Source organism: Spirosoma litoris, assembly GCF_054776755.1.
Map to the genome: position 1 here is coordinate 1 of NZ_BAAHBI010000004.1, position 16691 is coordinate 16691.

Here is a 16691-nt window from a genome sequence, read left to right on the forward strand (position 1 = left end):
GTGTTATATTAGTCACTCAAAATAAGCCCTAAAATTGTCAAGCTATTTCAGGGCGATACAGCTGAGTTGAAAGAGTTAGTACGATTATGGCGAATCAGGCCCAGCATGAGCCGAGCCGACGATCCCTACGATCCCTACGATAATGCCTTTGCCGAGTCGTTGTGGAGCCGCCTAAAGGCGGAATTACTGGAAAGCGGAGTATTTTTAACTGTGGAAGATGCACAAACCGAACTCTTCGACTACATTGAGTTATATTACAATCGGTTAAGAAAGCATTCGTCGCTGGGCTACCAAAGCCCTGAGCAATTTGAACAGGAGTACTTTACAAATCTGACAAATTCAGTGTGCCGCTAAATCGGACCACCTCATTTCATCCGCTTTTAAACTTATGGACTTTTAGTCCATAGTCGTTTAGTTACCACAATTTTAATCTCATACTTGCCCATTATAAAAGCAACTAAAGTTGCTTGATACGATAATTCAGGCCAGCCATCAGATTGGTTATGGACCAACTTAGCAGATTGCACTCAACAGTATACTTTCCTATAAGGTTGAGTAGTCGAATTAACTCAATAATGTGAACGAGCAACAACTTTGGAAAGCTTTCCAGGCTGGAGATGAAGAAGCCTATACACACCTGTATCAGAACCACATTCGGGCGATGTACCGGTACGGAATGAGTTTAGTGGCGGCCTCAGAAGCATTTGTCCTGGACTGTGTGCATGATGTTTTTACCGAATTATGGGCGAAACGAACCCGGCTTACTACCCCCGATAACGTTCGTCATTATTTACTAAAAGCGCTTAAAATACGGATTATTCACCTGCTCGAACGAAAAGAGCGCCCAAGTCAATCCTTAGAGGAGGCTGACTATGAAATGCTTTGGGCTGAAACCAACGAAGTCGAATTATTGGAAGAATTGGAAGCTGCCAGCACACGCCAACAGCGGTTGCAGCGACTCATTGCCCAGCTTCCCCCACGCCAGCAGGAAGCCCTGAAACTACGCTTCGTAGAAAACATGGATTACAACCAAATTGGTGAGTTGCTGGCTGTCAATCAGCAGTCGGCTAAAAACCTGGTATTCCGGGCTGTAGAGAAGCTACGCCGATGGGTTGCCCTACCTTTTTTAATTTTTTCAATTTTTTTTTAGGTTTTAGTGAGTACGTTTTTCAAAAGCTGTCATCTACTGACAAAATCAGTAGCCCGTGCAGCCCCCTTACGAGACCTTTACAGCCGCCGACTTTTTAACGGACGATCTCTTTGTTTATCATCAGCTTACTCCAACGGCCCAGTCGGCTCACTTCTGGGAGAACTGGTTCAAAGACCATCCTGACCGGCAAACCGAATGGCAATTGGCCGTTGATTTATTGGCCGCTATTCGGTTGGGGCTGGATGAATATGCCCAAACATATTTGCCCGAGGATACTATCCAGCAACTCCTGATTCGGATTCAACAAACTAATGCGCAGCTAGGTAAGGAAAAAACACCTGTCCGTCGGGTTGGGTGGATAGGGTGGGTAGCTGCAGCCTCCGTTTTTTTAGCCCTGGGCCTCGGCATCTGGTGGCAAGCCACCCACCGTACCTCGCTCTATGAGCAACAACTGGCCACACTCAACCAAACATTTTCTGAAAAAGTAAATACGAGTCAACAACTACAGACGCTCCGACTGCCTGATCAGTCGGTAGTCTCATTGGCTCCAGATAGTCGACTAACCTATGGCGCTGACTTCGGTCAGCAAAAGCGAATCGTATACTTATCCGGCGAAGCGACGTTTGCCGTTACCAGCGATTCGAAAAGACCCTTTCTTGTGCATGCCAACGAAGTTATTACAAAGGTGGTGGGTACACGGTTTACCGTCCGGGCGTTTGCTACGGAAAACCGAGTTCAGATTCGGGTCCAATCGGGTCAGGTATCGGTCTACCGAAATGGGCCAGCCAATTCACTGACCCGGCCGAAAGGTGTCATGTTATCGCCTAACCAGCAGGTGGTCTTCAACCGGCAAACCGACCAGTTTGATAAAATGCTGGTGGAAACCCCCAGCCTGATTCCCACCCTAACTCGGCAGAAGAAAACCCCTGCCTTTGTCTACAACGATACTCCCATCCCTCAGGTATTGGAGGAATTAAAGGCAGCGTACGGCATTGACATTCGCTACAACAAGGAGGTTTTGACCGGTTGTCAATTGACTTCGTCAATGACCAATGAATCCTTCGAGCAGAAAATAAACATTATATGTCGCACGATTGGAGCTACCTATGAACTAATTGATGGTCAGGTCCTTATCAGTGGCGGTAACTGCCAGCATGAGTAAACCATTCCCTGACTGTCGGATCCATTTTTAACCTAACAAAACTATGTATACACCAAACTCTCCTGTATAAACGGGGACAAACCCGTTGGCAAAACAAGTATGCGCCAACCTATTCTGTAGCGATCTGGCGGAAGTGCATTCGTTAATTTCTCAAACCAACTAATTGTAGTAACCGCATGAAAAACCTAAACTTTTATTTTTTCAGGTTTATGAAACTTACGTGCCTGCAACTCGTGATCGCGTTGCTTTTCATGGGAGTCTCGTGGGCCAGCGATGTTTCGGCACAGGAGCTTCTCGCGCGACGAGTGAGCTTAACCATTCAGGATCAGAACATCAAGTCTGTACTGCGTAGCATTGAAAAAGCCGCTAATGTTAAATTTTCGTATAGTCCCCAAATTGTCCGCTCCAAACAACTGGTGACGATGCGGGTCATGAACGGTACCCTAAAAGAGGTGCTGGAAAAGCTGCTCATTCCGTTGAAAGTCAACTTCAGTATTGCTGGCGAACAGATAGTTCTGGCCCGTACGATTGACGATCCTATCAGCATTCAATTGGGCCAGCCTTTCGAGGGCGTCGAAGCACCAGCCGAGCGAACAGTTACCGGGGTCGTATCGGATGAAAAAGGACAAGGCTTACCGGGGGTGAGTGTTCTGGTGAAGGGAGCAACGCGTGGGGCGGTGACAGATGCTTCGGGGACCTACCGCTTAACCATTCCCGATGGACCGCAGACGCTGGTTTTTAGTTTTGTGGGCTATACCTCTCAGGAAGTCGCTGTCGGGAATCAGACGAATATATCGGTTCAGCTAAAGCCGGATGTGAAATCGATCAATGAAGTGGTCGTGGTGGGTTACGGGTCGCTGAGCCGGAAGGAAGTGACCAGTGCCGTGACGCATTTATCCTCGTCGGATTTATTGCGAGTTGGCAGTAACAGCCCTTTAATGGCTATCCAGGGGAAAGTAGCGGGGCTATCGGTTACCAACACAGCCGCGGGTGATCCGAACTCTACCCCGAATATTCAGCTCCGGGGCGCTTCGTCGCGCAGCGCGGGCCTGGGACCTCTGTTTGTTATTAACGGCGTACCAGGCGGTAATCTGGATAACATCAACCAGAATGAGATTGAGTCCATCGACGTCCTGAAAGGCGGGGCAGCTTCCGCCATTTATGGAACGCGCGGCAGTAACGGCGTAATTGTGATTACCACGAAGAAAGGCTCCTCAGAGTCACGAATTTTTTACGATGGCTACACTTCGTTTGATTATATCACTAACCAACTGCCGATACTTTCCAAGGATCAGTTTCTGGCCAACAAACGGGGCGTCGATCTGGGCGGGAACACGGATTGGATGAAAGCCGTTAGCCGGAATCCCGCTTTTTCGCAGAAACATACCCTCCAGTTTTCGGGCGGCAATGGACAAACCAACTATTTCACGTCGGTGGACTATCGGAATGCGACGGGTATCGACTTGCGTTCGTCAAAACAGGAATACGGTGGTCGGGTGAACATTAACCACACCTCGGCAAATAACTTGTATGCCATTACATTCACCGCAGCGCCCCGGTATACCAAAACCAATCTGGCGGATTATAGCGGATTCAATTATGCCCTGACTTTAAATCCAACGCAATCTATTTATGACAATTCGGGTCAGTATGCATACATAACCACTGGTTTTTTTGCCAATAACCCGATCGAGCGCGCCAAAAATGTCTTGAATCAACAAGAAGTAAAGTACCTGGATATCAATGGTTCGTTTAAGCTAAACCTGCTAAATAATTTATCGACTCAAGTTACGGTGGGAGAAGTTAACTCCGCCTTCCGAAATGAAGGATTTACACCTTCTACGCTGACGACGGTAGTGAATGGCACTAAGCGGAATACCGCTTCTCAGGCGCTGGTTGAAAATGATCAGAAAAGCTTTGAGTGGACGGGTAACTATGCCCTGGAAACGCAGAAACATTCGGTAAAATTACTGGCGGGGTATTCGTATCAGTATTTTACGGCTTCCGGTTTTAACGCGTCCAATGAAAACTTTCCCTCCGACGTGCTGACGTATAATAACCTAGGCACCGGTCTATGGAATTTGCAACAGGGCATCAACAACGTTGGCTCGTACCGAAACAACTCGAAACTGGCCGCTTTCTTCGGACGCGTCAATTACGATTACGACCAGAAGTATTATCTGTCGGCGAGTTTACGCCGGGAAGGATCGTCAAAATTCGGGTTCGACAACAAGTGGGGTAATTTTCCGGCCGCTTCAGTGGGCTGGCGCATCACCCAAGAGAAATTTGCCCAGGGTCTTCCCTGGTTGAACGAACTGAAATTACGAGCCGATTATGGGGTGACCGGTAACCAGGATTTCGGCAATTACCTCTCGCTGGATACCTACAGCGGCTACGGCTATTACCTCTACAACGGAACGTCCTATCAGGTTTGGGGGCCTAGCCAGAATACCAACTACGATCTGCGCTGGGAAAAAGCCATCAACTTTAACGTGGGTATTGATTTCGATGTGTTCAAGAATAGTCGATTAACGGGTAGTCTGAACTATTATGTTCGCACGAACAAAGATTTGCTAGGTTCCTATTCAGTACCGAATCCGCCGAACGTACAGGGATCGACCTTTGCCAACGTTGGTACGATGCGGAATTCGGGTCTGGAAATTCAGTTGACGGCGGGCATCGTTTCGAACAAGAATTTCAGCTACAACGTAACCTTTGCCGGAGCGACCAACAGCAATCAGTTTGTTTCCTTTTCGAGTGATGCCTATAAAGGGCAGACCTTCGTGGATGTCGTCAGTATGCCTGCTCCCGGCAGTCCAGGGAATGCCCAACGCTTGCAGGAAGGCACCCGGATCGGCAGCTTTTATATGCTCCGTTCGGCTGGTGTCGACGAAACCGGAGCTTTGCTCGTCTACAAGAAAAATGGTGACGTAATCCCGGCGAATAAAGCCAGCAACGATGACAAGCAGTTTGTAGGGAATGGCTTGCCTACGTTTTCAGGGGGGCTGACGAATAATCTCAAATACAAAAAATGGGATTTAAGCGTATTCCTGCGCGGCACGTTTGGCTACAAGATTTTCAATATCTACGCCTTTTATTTAGGCACGCCCTCTACCCAGCAGAATGTCAATACGTTGGCCTCCGCCTATAACGGTAGCAAATATTCTAAATTAACGAACCCGGCCACATACTCCTCGCTCTCCGACTACTTTCTGGAGCCCGGCAGTTTCGTCAAAGTGGACAATGTGACCCTGAGCTATACGCAGCCCGTGACGAGTAAGTTTCTCCGCTCGGTACGCATCTATGCAACGACCCGTAATCTGAAGACCTTCACCAAATTCACCGGGGGCGATCCGGATTTGATTCAGGTAAACGGGTTGTATCCGGGCCTCAACACCAACAGCGACAACAATGGTACGCTGAATTATTTCCCCTCCACGACCCAGCTTTTACTAGGTCTTCAGGTCACTTTTTAATCTTATGCTGCTGATTCAACTCATGAAACGCAACCAACTAGTCAACGCTATACGCAGTGCATCGGTCTCGCTATTCCTTTTGGGGGCCAGTGGCTGCACTAATCTGGACGAAGTATTATCTGACCGGATTACGTCGGGAAATTTTCTGCAAACCAAAAACGATGTTATCCGGGATTTTCTACGCCCGTTCGAACACAGCTACTGGACGATTCAGGGCGGCTCGACCTTTATGCTTCAGGAGGATAGTTCCGACGAATTAATGACCCCGAACCGGCAGGGCGACTGGTTTGATGGTGGCCAATACCAACGGGTTCACAACCACACATGGACGCCCAACGATGGCTATACCAGTGATGCCTGGAACGCGCTGTATGGAGGTATCACGCTAGCCACCAATACGTTAGAGGATTTGCAGGGCATTACTGATCCATCGAAATTTAGCATGACGCAGGCCGAACTCGATGACATGACCGCGGAGGTACGTACGTTGCGAGCCTGGCTTAATCTGAGGCTGCTGGATTTTTATCGCAACATCGTAATCGTGACCAAAGTAAAAGGCGAAACGCAGGGTGGACCACAGGTTCCCCCGCAGGAAGCGTTTAACTTCATCGAAAAGGAGTTGAAAGAGTCCATTCCTAAACTACCCACTCGCCAGGGTTTGGGCGCTAACGCCATTGGGCGCTGGACGCAGGGCGGAGCCGCAGCCCTGTTGGTACGTCTGTATCTGAATGCCAAAGTATATACAGGAACCGATCACTTTGCCGACTGCGCGGCCGTCTGCCAGGATATTATAGATGGCAAATACGGTCAATACGCCCTGGAAACTCGTTGGGATGCTCCCTTCGATTACACCAATCCAACGTCGGCGGAAACCGTCTTTGGCTTTCCCGGTAGCTTTGGGCTGACCCACTGGCAGTACGACTCAGGCATGTATTTCTGGATGCTGCCGGTCAATGCTACGTTTTATTTTGGCTTTACCGATTTTGGGACGGCCAACCCCAAATATGCCCTTCAGCCGGGCCGGGATGTAGACAGCACTGAGTATAGTTTTGCGCTGGGTAAACCGTATTTGAAGTTCATGAAATACCCCGATGACGTCCGGTTAAAAACCTATAAGAACCTGGGCAACAGCAAACGGGAAGGTATGTTTTTGCAAGGTTACCTGCCCTATACCAATTCGGCTGGTAAACTCGATACGGTACGCTCGACGAAAGGCCCTTATCCCTTGTTCTTCCGGGATCAGGTGGGCATGTTCTTAGCAGCCAAGCCAGGTACCAAAATTGCGGATAAGACGTCGAACATGAATAACGCTGATCAGAATTCCGGTCTTACACCCGTGAAATACCCCTACTATCCGAGCAGTGATGCCAACAAAATTTCGTCGGCTTACGCAGAAATCCGGTTAGCGGAAATCTATTATTCGCTGGCTGAATGTAAATACCGGGCAGGGGATAAAGCGGGAGCTGCTAAACTTCTCAATACGGTTAGAGCACGAAATTATCCGGCAAACTCCCCCAGCTTGTATAAAGCGGACGGAAGTCAATTAACAGATCAGGAGATGCTTGATGAGTGGGGCCGGGAGTTTCTGGTAGAAGCTCGTCGGCGTACGGATATGATCCGCTGGGGCGTATTCAATACCGGCACCTGGTGGGACAAACAGCCGGATGCGGATAGTCATACTGCTATTTTCCCTATAGGGCAGAACGTATTAAATGTCTCGCCCCAACTAAAACAAAATCCCGGTTATTAACTGGGTCCTCGTATATGAGAGAGCCCGTTTTATTATGAATGAAGTCTCGCTATTACTCCTCTGTCTATAACTGATTTACTCTAGGCTAGGGAAGTAATAGCGAGGGTTTCGTGGTCGTGGTTCTGTACGTCCAATTTAAAGTCAACCAATTAATTTACAGGCAATTAAGTAGTTCGTCAAATAGCAATACGTGACGTTTTTCTGGACGGTTTTAACCACTAGTTTCAAAAAGTTCAATTAATGATGATCCATGACCTTTTTGTGTACGATGAATATGAATTAGTGCTTTGACAAAATAGACTTTAGGGGATTCTATAGATTCTCGGGGCCGCCCGCGCGGTTGGTCCTATTGTGCTGATAATCAAAGACGATAGAACCCAAAGGATCTATAGAAACTAAATTGGACGAGTACTAGTTTAGACAAGCCAATTGACATAGGTTACATCATAAGGCAGATGGATAATCGGGCTACTGGCGTAACAAATTGAAGAGGTCAACACTAATAAACAGGATTTCTTTCCACTTCTTTTCGGCTCTCAGCACGCCTATTCGCTCAAAGCATTGCAAATATTTGCAGTCCCGTACGACGGCTGATTTGTAGGCGATTAACTCTATAGATGATCGCAAAAGCGGGGTTTATCTCATTTCCACAACGGATTCCTCCATGGGTATTCTGAGGACATGAATCACCTAAGAACTATTCTTATGATATCCGCATTCTTCCATACCAAGAATGTGATAAACCCACAGGGTACCCAAGCCGTCGCTAACATCTTTTACTTAATAAAAACTTTCAGGGATTTGCCCTAAATAGAATGGTATTAGCCATTTCTTAACTTCTTGCCAATCAGACCCATGAGAGTATTTAATGAATTGACCGAATATAACAAATACCTGAATCTGACAGCCCCGCTTCATCCGCTGATGGACAGCCGCGTTTGCAAACAGGCGATCCCTAATTTCCCCAAATCCAGCAGCGAGATACAGGTCAATTTGTACAAAGTCTCGTTGAAGAAAAATTTCCCCGGCGACATTAAATATGGCAAGGCTAAATACAATACCGACAATGGGTTGATGCTATTAAGTGAACCCGGACAAGTAGTCTCCTGGGATGCGCTTACCTTCTGGGACGGATACGCCTTTGTATTCCACCCAGACCTGATTAAAAAGCATCCGGTAGCCAGCAAAATCACGCAGTACAAGTATTTCAGCTACGAAATCAACGACGCGCTATTTATGACTCCCGAAGAGGAACAGACCATTACCTGGCTGTTCACAAAGATTCATTACGAACTGGTCGACAATAGAAACAAGGCGAATGTAGATGTTATCCTGTCGTTAGTAAACGTCATTCTCACCTATGCCGACCTGTATTATAAGCGGCAGTTTAGGGAAGCTGAAAACTATCCCGTTGCGGTTGCGTCGAAAGTAAAAACGGTACTACAGCGCCATTATAATGATCTGTCAAAGCCCGTTCAAAACTTACCAACGGTTACGGCCATTGCCCGGGAGCTGAATTTATCGCCAAATTACCTTACTGATCTGGTACGCGATGAAACCGGGAAAAGTACCATTCAACTGATACACGACTACATTACCGAGCAGGCTGAAATTCTTTTGCTACAAACCGATCTGAATGTGAGCGATATAGCCTACCAGCTAGGTTTTGACAACGTTCCGTACTTTTCAAAGTTGTTCAAAAAAACGAAAGGCGTTTCGCCTACCAAAATCAGGGATCAGGGAAATGTATAAGCCTTTCCGGGCTTTGTGTTAACAGTCAGAAATAGGCGTTATTCAACTTTGTGCGCACAGAACGCAGCACGTTTATGAATACAAACTTTTCTGATTCCGAAACCACATTTACCATACTCAATGGCCTGCAACTGGCCTATCGACGGTTTGGACAAGGTAAATCCGTATTGGTTTACAACCGTTTTCGAGGCATACTCGATACCTGGGACCCGCTCTTTCTCGATCCCCTTGCCGCAACGTATACCCTCGTCCTTTTTGATTATCCCGGCACAGGAGATTCGCAGGGGGAGCTGTCTCCCGATATTACGGAGGTAGCGGAAGTAGGCATCCAGTTAATGGATCAGTTAGGCTACAACAAATTTTACGTAGCGGGCTGGTCGTATGGCGGATTGGTTGCGCAGGCAGCCCTTTTTCGGCATAAAGATCGCGCATTGAAGACAGTCCTGATTGGTACCAATCCTCCCGGAACCAATGCGGTGCCCTTCGAAAATCTTTTCTTTGAACGGGCGCTAAAACCCGATAATGACTTGGACGACGAAACCATTCTTTTCTTTGAGCCAGCGTCTGCCAAAAGTCGTGCTGCCGCGCAAGCTTCCAGTGAGCGAATTGCCAAAAGACTCGACAGACGTAAAATTCCAGCCACTTCAGAACTCTTCCAACGATATTTTGCCGGTTCGGCTTCTATGAAAGAAGACAAACAGGACTTCCGGGGGCAATACAAAACGCTCGATAATCCTGTATTGGTTATCTCGGCCGATCACGATATCAGTTTTGCCGTCGAAAACTGGTTTCCGCTTTTGCGAAATGCGCCTTCTCTTCAACACATCATCCTCAATGATGCTGGCCACGGGCTACAGCATCAGGAACCAGCCTTGATTGCCGCTTATATAGCCGTATTCCTGGGCTAGTCGGTAGTCCAACTGTTTTTCAGTTAACGAATAACCAGAACATATCATGATTTTCACAACCACCAAAGTAAGCGACGCCTACTGGAAAGTAAGCATTGATCATCCGCCTGTAAATATATTTGACCCCGAATTTTCGATACAGCTCAGAACGCTGATGGACGAGTTGGAAGCCAACGAAAACCTGAAAGTAGTGGTTTTTGAAAGCGCCAATCCTGACTTTTATGTGGCCCATGCCGAATTAGTGAATAGTGCCGATTATCCCAAAGGAGAGGGGAGAACCGGCCTTTCCAAATCCTGGCCCGATATAGCGAAACGGTTGGAGCAAGCGCCTTTTGTCAGCATTGCTTCCATTCGCGGTCGGGCCAGAGGCTTAGGCAGCGAGTTCATTCAGGCATTCGATATGCGTTTCGCCAGTAAGGAAAAAGCGATTTTTGCCCAGCCCGAAATTGGTGTCGGTTCGTTCCCTGGCGGTGGCGGATTGGAGCGTTTGCCTCTGCTGACAGGCAAAGCAAGAGCGTTGGAGATTATCTTAAGTGGGTATGATTTTGATGCCGAAACAGCCGCTGCCTATGGTTGGATTAATCGGGCCTTTGCCGATAGCGAGTTGGATGTCTTTGTCGAAAAGCTAGCTAATCGTATTGCTTCGTTTGACCTGAAAATCATCAAAAAAATAAAGGCAACGATGAACGCACGGGTGACCATCCCTAAGAATGAGCACCTGATGGAAACCCAAACGGCTTTTTTTATCTCACTGACCGAACCTGAAGCCAGAACAAGGATCAAAGCCTTACTGCAGCAAGGTTTGCAAACCTATGGCGATGTTGAGCTGAATCTTGCCAAATACCTTTAATAAAAAAAGGGTGGATGGGCTAAAACCCGTCCATCCTCTTTTAGCTTAATCCTATTGCGTTTTCTACCATGAAAGCAATTATTCTCAACGAACCCGGTGGCGTAGAGAAACTGGAATACATAGACCTACCGAAGCCAGTTATTAAAAGCGATGACGTGCCGGTGCAGGTAAAAGCCATCAGCATTAACCCCGTCGATGTGATTTGTCACTGGCCTAACGGTAAAATACTATTTTGACGCTTAAATTGAGTAAGGTGGCTCAGAATAGGGCTGGCAAATACAACAGTAAGCAGAAAAGTAAACGCTTTTGAATAAGACAGAATTACATGGCTATCGTCAACTAAAACACTGGTAAATCAGCAAATCATAACCCGTCTGCCGGTTTCAGGGTGCGTCATAAAATACGGTTTAAGCTTGAACACCTGTTCAACGGCGGTTTCTGTAAGGACTTGATCTGAACTGCCAATTCCATAAATACGCCCCTGATCAATCAGGATTACTTTCTGGGCGTATTGCAGGGCCAGATTAATATCATGTACAATAGCAAACACGATCATATTCTGTGTGGCTAACTCACGCACCAGACCTAAAATCTGGTGCTGATAGTAAATGTCGAGGGCCGAAATTGGCTCGTCGAGGAAGAGATATTTTACGGACTGATCGGCTGGCTGTCGATGTAACTGAGCGAGCACCCGCGCCAGGTGTACCTTTTGTTTTTCTCCTCCCGAAAGCGACGTAAACGCACGGGTTTTGAACAAGAACATTCCCACCGCTTCCAGGCAGGCATCGGCAATCTGTTTATCCTGGCTGGTGGGATTAAGGTCAAAGTATGGGTAACGGCCCATCATAACTACCTCTGCTACGCTTAGATCGAACGGAAGGGATAGCAGTTGGGAAAGTACGGCTTTTTGTTTGGCAAGGGTAGGAAGTGGAATTGACTTCAGTGGCTGGTCGCCGTACCAGACCTGTCCCTGATCAGGTGATTCAATGCCCGTCAGCAGTTTAAGTAACGTACTTTTCCCCGCTCCGTTCGGGCCTAAAACCATTGTAAATTCGCCGGGAGCCAAGGTCAGCGATACATCGTTAATGAGAAGATTATCACCGATTTGAAATGACAGATTTTCGGCCCTAAGCATAGAATCCTCCTTTTTGAAACGATTGGGCATTTCGTACAAGCAGCCAGATAAATACGGGTGCACCAACAAATGCGGTAATAACACCAATCGGAAATTCGGCAGGCGCCACCAATCGACGGGCAATGGTATCGGCCAGGGTAAGCAACGAACCGCCCAGCAACGCTGATGCGATAACCAGAAATCGATTGTCTGATGTTTTTAGTAATCGCAGCAGATGGGGAACCACCAGCCCAACAAATGAAATCACGCCGACCATCGCTGTTCCGGTAGCCACCAGCAGCGTGTTTAATAACAGGATCTGAATCTTGAGCCGGTCGATGTTATAGCCAAGGTGACGCACTTCATCTTCTCCCAAGATAAGAATGTTCAAGGCTTTGGTAAATCGTAGTGCCAGTAGAATCCCAATCATTGTAACGGGCAATACAATGGCAAACTGGGTCCAGTCGGCTCCGGAAAAAGTACCCAGATTCCAGAACGTAATTGAACGAGCCTGTGGGTCGCGGGCAATGTAGGACAGAAACCCTGTACCGCCCGTTGCCAGGGCGTTGATGGCAATGCCTGCCAGAATCATCGTAGCTACGTTCACTTTACCACGTATCGACGCAATCCGATAGACAAGTAATGTTGCCAGAAAGGCAAACGTAAACGCGACGCAGGGGAGCAGAAATAAGCCCAGCGCATCCGTAAATGCCCAGTTGATGTTCTTGCCGAGTACAAACACCAAGGCTGCCCCCAAGGCCGCACCGGAACTGGTACCAACCAGTCCCGGCTCAACAATGGGGTTGCGGAATAATGCTTGCATCAGTACGCCCGACACCGATAAGCCGGCCCCAACAGTAGCACATAGCAACACTCTTGGAAGACGGATTTGTAGAAAAAGCCCCTGCGAAACTGGATCGACGGTAGGCGTTGACAGGCCCGTGCCATTTAGCAGGATATGGCCGATATCGTCGAAGGTTAAGTCGACGGCACCAATCCGCAGAGCCGCTACCATTGATACCAGCAGCAGAACGGCCAAAAGTGCATACCAGCTTCCCGGCGTTAACGATGATAATTTCATTACTGGTGGATTAACTTCATGAGCATCAGAATATTCTCGCCCGTGCGAGGGCCAAGGTAAATCAGGTCGTGTTCCTCGATGCGGTAAATCTTTTTATTCTTGCCTGCGGGCGTCAGGGCGATGCCGGGGAGCGTAGCTAACTTTTCGGCATTCCCCAGGCGATCATAGCCAAAATCTGTCACCAGAATAATGTCGGGCTGGGCTTTGCTGATAATTTCCGGGCTGAGTGGTTTCATGCCTTTGAGCGTGTCCATCACGTTTTTGCCGCCGGCCAGATCGAGCATATAGGACGCCGTTCCCGCCTTGCCAATAACCAGGTAATTATTGATTACCCGCCCAAAATGAATGATAGCAACTTTAGGCGTGGTTTTGTACTGTTTCACGCTTTCAGCCGCTTTAGCCAGATCAGCATCCAGCTTCGTTTTCAGGCTATCGGCCTGCTTCTGCGCCCCGAACTGGGCGGCTAACGTATCAAACAGCGCTTTAACTTCAGGAATGGTATGCGCATCTGGGAACACCTTCATGGGTACACCAACCTTTTTTAACTGGTCCATCACCGCTTCTGGCGCGACGTTACCGTCGTGGTAAACAACCGTTGGCTTGAGGGCAATGATGCCTTCGGCATTGAGCATCCGATGGTAGCCCACTTTCGTCAGTTTCTGAGCCGCCGGTGGATATGTACTCGACAGATCCACACCCACCAGTTGATCACCAGCGCCGAGGGCATAAATCAGTTCAGTCAGTTGTTTGGCAACACAGACAATCCGCTGTTTGGTTGTGGTTTCTGCCTGATCTTTTTGCGTAGATGTGCAGGCCGCGAGGAGAGTGACAAGAAGAAGTATTGCAGGAAATTTTGTTTGTTTCATAGATTGGGAAACGGTTAACTAGTTTTTAAGTAGAGACCGGAATGCCGGACCACGGCGGACCGGTCTCTATACTCTATACTAATGAGCTAAAATATGTACTTCAGCATCGCCCCTGAATAGAAGGTGATTTTCGGAGATGGATTGTAGGCTAATGGCAGGTTATTGGCTGGATTCGCAAGGTTCAGGAAAACCAGCGATGAATACGTACTGCTTAGCATGTTGTCTGAGCCGACATACACGTCCAGATTGAAGTGACTTCCCAATGCGCTACGGTAACCCAGCTTGCCATTAACCAGCGTATACGCCTGCGCAAAATGGTTGTTAGGCAGATTAATTGGCATTTTATCGACGTACATCATGGTTCCGTTCAGATAGAAACCGGGCCGAACTTCAACATCAACGCCAATATTCAGCAGATTTGGCGCAATGCCCGACTCTTTCTTTCCAGTATAATCGACTGTTTTGGCGTCGTTGTTATTGTCGCTCTTGTAATCCTTGTAATAGAAATTGCTGTAGGTATAAGCCAAAAACGGACGAATCAGCGATAGGGCTCCGGCACCTGGACGATACGCATACTGAAGGGCAAATTCCAACCCGTTATGCTGTACTTTCCCGGCGTTGGTAGTAATCGAATAGGCGGGCACCGTTGAGGTTGCGGTGAAACCCTGCGGAACAAGTTTGTCCGTTACGGCCATGCTGAAGTAAGCAATTTCGTAGGTAAGCGATTTATTTAAAAAGCTCCCTTTGCTGCCAATCTCGAAGTTGGTGCCTAATTCAGGGCGTAAATTATAGTTCACCACGCCAGTCTGTGCAATAACGACCTGATTCGTACCCGGTGCGGAGTAGCCCTGACTGACGCTGGCGTACAATGATATATCGTTTGTTAGCTGATAAGCCAGCGCACCACGGGGCGATAAAATGGGCGTGAACCGTTTGTAGCCGGATACGTTGACATACGTACTTGTTGCCGCCCGCATATCGGTTATGCCATATTCAACATAATTCAGACCTGCTCCCGCCGACAAGGTCAATTTCGGGGCTATCTGGAGGGCTGCCTGGGCAAAAATACTGTATTGCATGGCCTGGATTTCCAGATCGGAACGGAGCGCTCCCAGAACACCACTCGTTAGCCCGTACCCTTTTGCAAAGTTGAAGTTCTTTAAAAACTCGCCACCAATACTTAGAGTTGGCCGCAATGGGCTGGCATCATTCGTATACGCAAATACGGTACGGCCGCCGAATTTGAACTTGTTTGTCTTATTGACCCCAGCAGCAAAGGGCTGGTCAATAACCTGACCACCAACAAAAATGGTTGTTTTGTTGGAGAACCGATCCGTAAACTGATAGTTGTGACTGACGCCAACCCGGGCACTTTCCGTTTTGATACTGGCATTATTCGCTACATAGGCTGGATCGGAGCTTTCCGGCGCATTATACAAGGCCACGCTATCGATTTCCCCTGCTAGCAAATCATACGAATTGGTATAGCCTACAAAGACCGACATCGACCGTTTGGCACTCATATAGGTATCACTGGTGATGCTTAGAAAGTCTTTTTGCGAACCGCCATGCTGCCGGAAACCATCGTATTTCTGGTGGCCATAGTTGATGTTCAGACTGGTATTATCTGAACCCGTTTTTATGGACGTGTTTGTACGAAACAGGCCATACGAGCCTCCCAGTACTTGCTGACTGATGCTCGTTTTGCCGATAGGTGCCCGTTCGGTATAGAAGTTGACGACGCCCCCAATTGCATTGCCATAGGCACTCGATCCGGGCCCTTTCAATACCTCAACCCGGCTCAGGGTGGTAAAATCCACATCGTCCAGAAACGTTGTGCCGTCGGCATCAGTCAGGGGAATATCGTTCAGGTACGCTTTGTAGCCGACGCCATTGAAGTTCGTCTGGTTGCCGTAGCCACGAATAACGATCCGGTTCCCGGCGGCTATGGTCCGCATTTCTACGCGAACACCCGGTATCAGGTTTACGTAGTTTTGCAGGTGAATCCCATTCGTCCGCTGAATATCGCGGCTGGTAATCAGGCCAACCGCGCCCGCCGTCCGCTGAATCGTTTGCGGAGTTGAGTAACCCGCCACGATCACTTCGTTCAGATCGGTATTGGATGGGTCCAGTTCAATCGTCAGGGTACGCGTCGTTTCTTTTACGCCTACCGTAAGGCTCTGATAACCAATGGCTGAAAACTGTAATTGGTCGCCCGCGTTGGCAGGCAGCGTAAATTGACCTTTGTCATCGGCTGTTGTGCCGCGCGTTGTCCCGCTGATCAGCACAGTGGCTCCGGCAATAGGCTGCGAATTGGTAGGGTCAACGATACGGCCGGTGATTGCCATCTGGGCAAGCAACACCGGGCTGTAACAGACCAGAAAAAATAGTAAAATACTGTATTTGATAGAGGCTGATTTCATAGGAGGTTGCTAATTTTTTAACTAAAGAAGTCTCGAAAAGGGCGCGCCTTTCCTAAGTGCCGGCTGTGAGGCTGGCAACTATTTTCTTGTACAGACGCGTAAGGGCATCTCCTTATCAGTATGGTAGTACTGACGCGTAAGGAGAAACAAGTAGGCTGT

The 16691-nt window shown here is 48.1% G+C and carries 13 protein-coding genes; 9 read left to right on the top strand and 4 right to left on the bottom strand.

The features are described 5' to 3' along the window. Positions 1-105: 105 nt before the first annotated feature. The 9 genes from ACYVGR_RS02330 (at position 106) to ACYVGR_RS02370 (ending at position 11284) form a co-directional block, all read left to right on the top strand. On the top strand, positions 106-354 hold the full coding sequence (locus tag ACYVGR_RS02330) for an integrase core domain-containing protein (protein WP_460953628.1): 249 nt from the start codon (positions 106-108) through the stop codon (positions 352-354). A gap of 223 nt (positions 355-577) precedes the next feature. Further along, complete coding sequence (locus ACYVGR_RS02335; RefSeq protein ID WP_460953630.1) at positions 578-1150, top strand: RNA polymerase sigma factor; 573 nt, start codon at positions 578-580, stop codon at positions 1148-1150. A gap of 55 nt (positions 1151-1205) precedes the next feature. Continuing rightward, complete coding sequence (locus ACYVGR_RS02340; RefSeq protein WP_460953632.1) at positions 1206-2312, top strand: FecR family protein; 1107 nt, start codon at positions 1206-1208, stop codon at positions 2310-2312. 209 nt (positions 2313-2521) lie between these two features. Beyond that, entirely contained in the window at positions 2522-5788 is a 3267-nt protein-coding gene (locus ACYVGR_RS02345; RefSeq protein ID WP_460953634.1) for a SusC/RagA family TonB-linked outer membrane protein, read from the top strand. A 22-nt stretch (positions 5789-5810) separates the two neighbouring features. Then, complete coding sequence (locus tag ACYVGR_RS02350; RefSeq protein ID WP_460953635.1) at positions 5811-7538, top strand: RagB/SusD family nutrient uptake outer membrane protein; 1728 nt, start codon at positions 5811-5813, stop codon at positions 7536-7538. A gap of 855 nt (positions 7539-8393) precedes the next feature. Beyond that, positions 8394-9290 (top strand): helix-turn-helix domain-containing protein, encoded by an 897-nt coding sequence (locus ACYVGR_RS02355; protein WP_460953637.1) that lies wholly within the window; start codon positions 8394-8396, stop codon positions 9288-9290. Between the two features lie 74 nt (positions 9291-9364). Continuing rightward, the gene (locus tag ACYVGR_RS02360; protein ID WP_460953639.1) at positions 9365-10198 is read left to right on the top strand and encodes an alpha/beta fold hydrolase; all 834 of its coding nucleotides are present in this window, start codon (positions 9365-9367) and stop codon (positions 10196-10198) included. Positions 10199-10244: 46 nt separating this feature from the next. Next, positions 10245-11048: an enoyl-CoA hydratase/isomerase family protein gene (locus ACYVGR_RS02365; RefSeq protein ID WP_460953641.1), complete on the top strand. Its 804-nt coding sequence runs from the start codon at positions 10245-10247 to the stop codon at positions 11046-11048. Positions 11049-11116: 68 nt separating this feature from the next. Then, positions 11117-11284 (top strand): hypothetical protein, encoded by a 168-nt coding sequence (locus tag ACYVGR_RS02370; RefSeq protein ID WP_460953643.1) that lies wholly within the window; start codon positions 11117-11119, stop codon positions 11282-11284. A 119-nt stretch (positions 11285-11403) separates the two neighbouring features. Here ACYVGR_RS02370 and ACYVGR_RS02375 read toward each other — a convergent pair whose 3' ends face one another. The 4 genes from ACYVGR_RS02375 to ACYVGR_RS02390 all read right to left on the bottom strand — a co-directional run bounded on the left by ACYVGR_RS02375 (position 11404) and on the right by ACYVGR_RS02390 (position 16532). Further along, the gene (locus tag ACYVGR_RS02375) at positions 11404-12213 is read right to left on the bottom strand and encodes a heme ABC transporter ATP-binding protein (protein WP_460953645.1); all 810 of its coding nucleotides are present in this window, start codon (positions 12211-12213) and stop codon (positions 11404-11406) included. Further along, a complete protein-coding gene (locus ACYVGR_RS02380) occupies positions 12176-13243 on the bottom strand; it encodes a FecCD family ABC transporter permease (RefSeq protein WP_460953647.1) in 1068 nt (355 codons plus the stop codon). The genes ACYVGR_RS02375 and ACYVGR_RS02380 overlap by 38 nt, the downstream gene beginning before the upstream one ends. After that, positions 13243-14109, bottom strand: a complete 867-nt coding sequence (locus tag ACYVGR_RS02385) for a heme/hemin ABC transporter substrate-binding protein (protein ID WP_460953649.1) — start codon at positions 14107-14109, stop codon at positions 13243-13245. The genes ACYVGR_RS02380 and ACYVGR_RS02385 overlap by 1 nt, the downstream gene beginning before the upstream one ends. 86 nt (positions 14110-14195) lie before the next feature. Beyond that, positions 14196-16532, bottom strand: coding sequence for a TonB-dependent receptor (locus ACYVGR_RS02390; protein ID WP_460953650.1), 2337 nt, complete (start codon positions 16530-16532; stop codon positions 14196-14198). Between the last annotated feature and the right edge of the window lie 159 nt (positions 16533-16691).

Coding starts and splice junctions, on each gene's coding strand:
- ACYVGR_RS02330 (WP_460953628.1), top strand. CDS start 106: ATGAGCCGAGCCGACGATCCCTACGATCCCTACGATAATGCCTTTGCC.
- ACYVGR_RS02345 (WP_460953634.1), top strand. CDS start 2,522: ATGAAACTTACGTGCCTGCAACTCGTGATCGCGTTGCTTTTCATGGGA.
- ACYVGR_RS02350 (WP_460953635.1), top strand. CDS start 5,811: ATGAAACGCAACCAACTAGTCAACGCTATACGCAGTGCATCGGTCTCG.
- ACYVGR_RS02355 (WP_460953637.1), top strand. CDS start 8,394: ATGAGAGTATTTAATGAATTGACCGAATATAACAAATACCTGAATCTG.
- ACYVGR_RS02360 (WP_460953639.1), top strand. CDS start 9,365: ATGAATACAAACTTTTCTGATTCCGAAACCACATTTACCATACTCAAT.
- ACYVGR_RS02365 (WP_460953641.1), top strand. CDS start 10,245: ATGATTTTCACAACCACCAAAGTAAGCGACGCCTACTGGAAAGTAAGC.
- ACYVGR_RS02370 (WP_460953643.1), top strand. CDS start 11,117: ATGAAAGCAATTATTCTCAACGAACCCGGTGGCGTAGAGAAACTGGAA.
- ACYVGR_RS02375 (WP_460953645.1), bottom strand. CDS start 12,213: ATGCCCAATCGTTTCAAAAAGGAGGATTCTATGCTTAGGGCCGAAAAT.
- ACYVGR_RS02380 (WP_460953647.1), bottom strand. CDS start 13,243: ATGAAATTATCATCGTTAACGCCGGGAAGCTGGTATGCACTTTTGGCC.
- ACYVGR_RS02385 (WP_460953649.1), bottom strand. CDS start 14,109: ATGAAACAAACAAAATTTCCTGCAATACTTCTTCTTGTCACTCTCCTC.
- ACYVGR_RS02390 (WP_460953650.1), bottom strand. CDS start 16,532: ATGAAATCAGCCTCTATCAAATACAGTATTTTACTATTTTTTCTGGTC.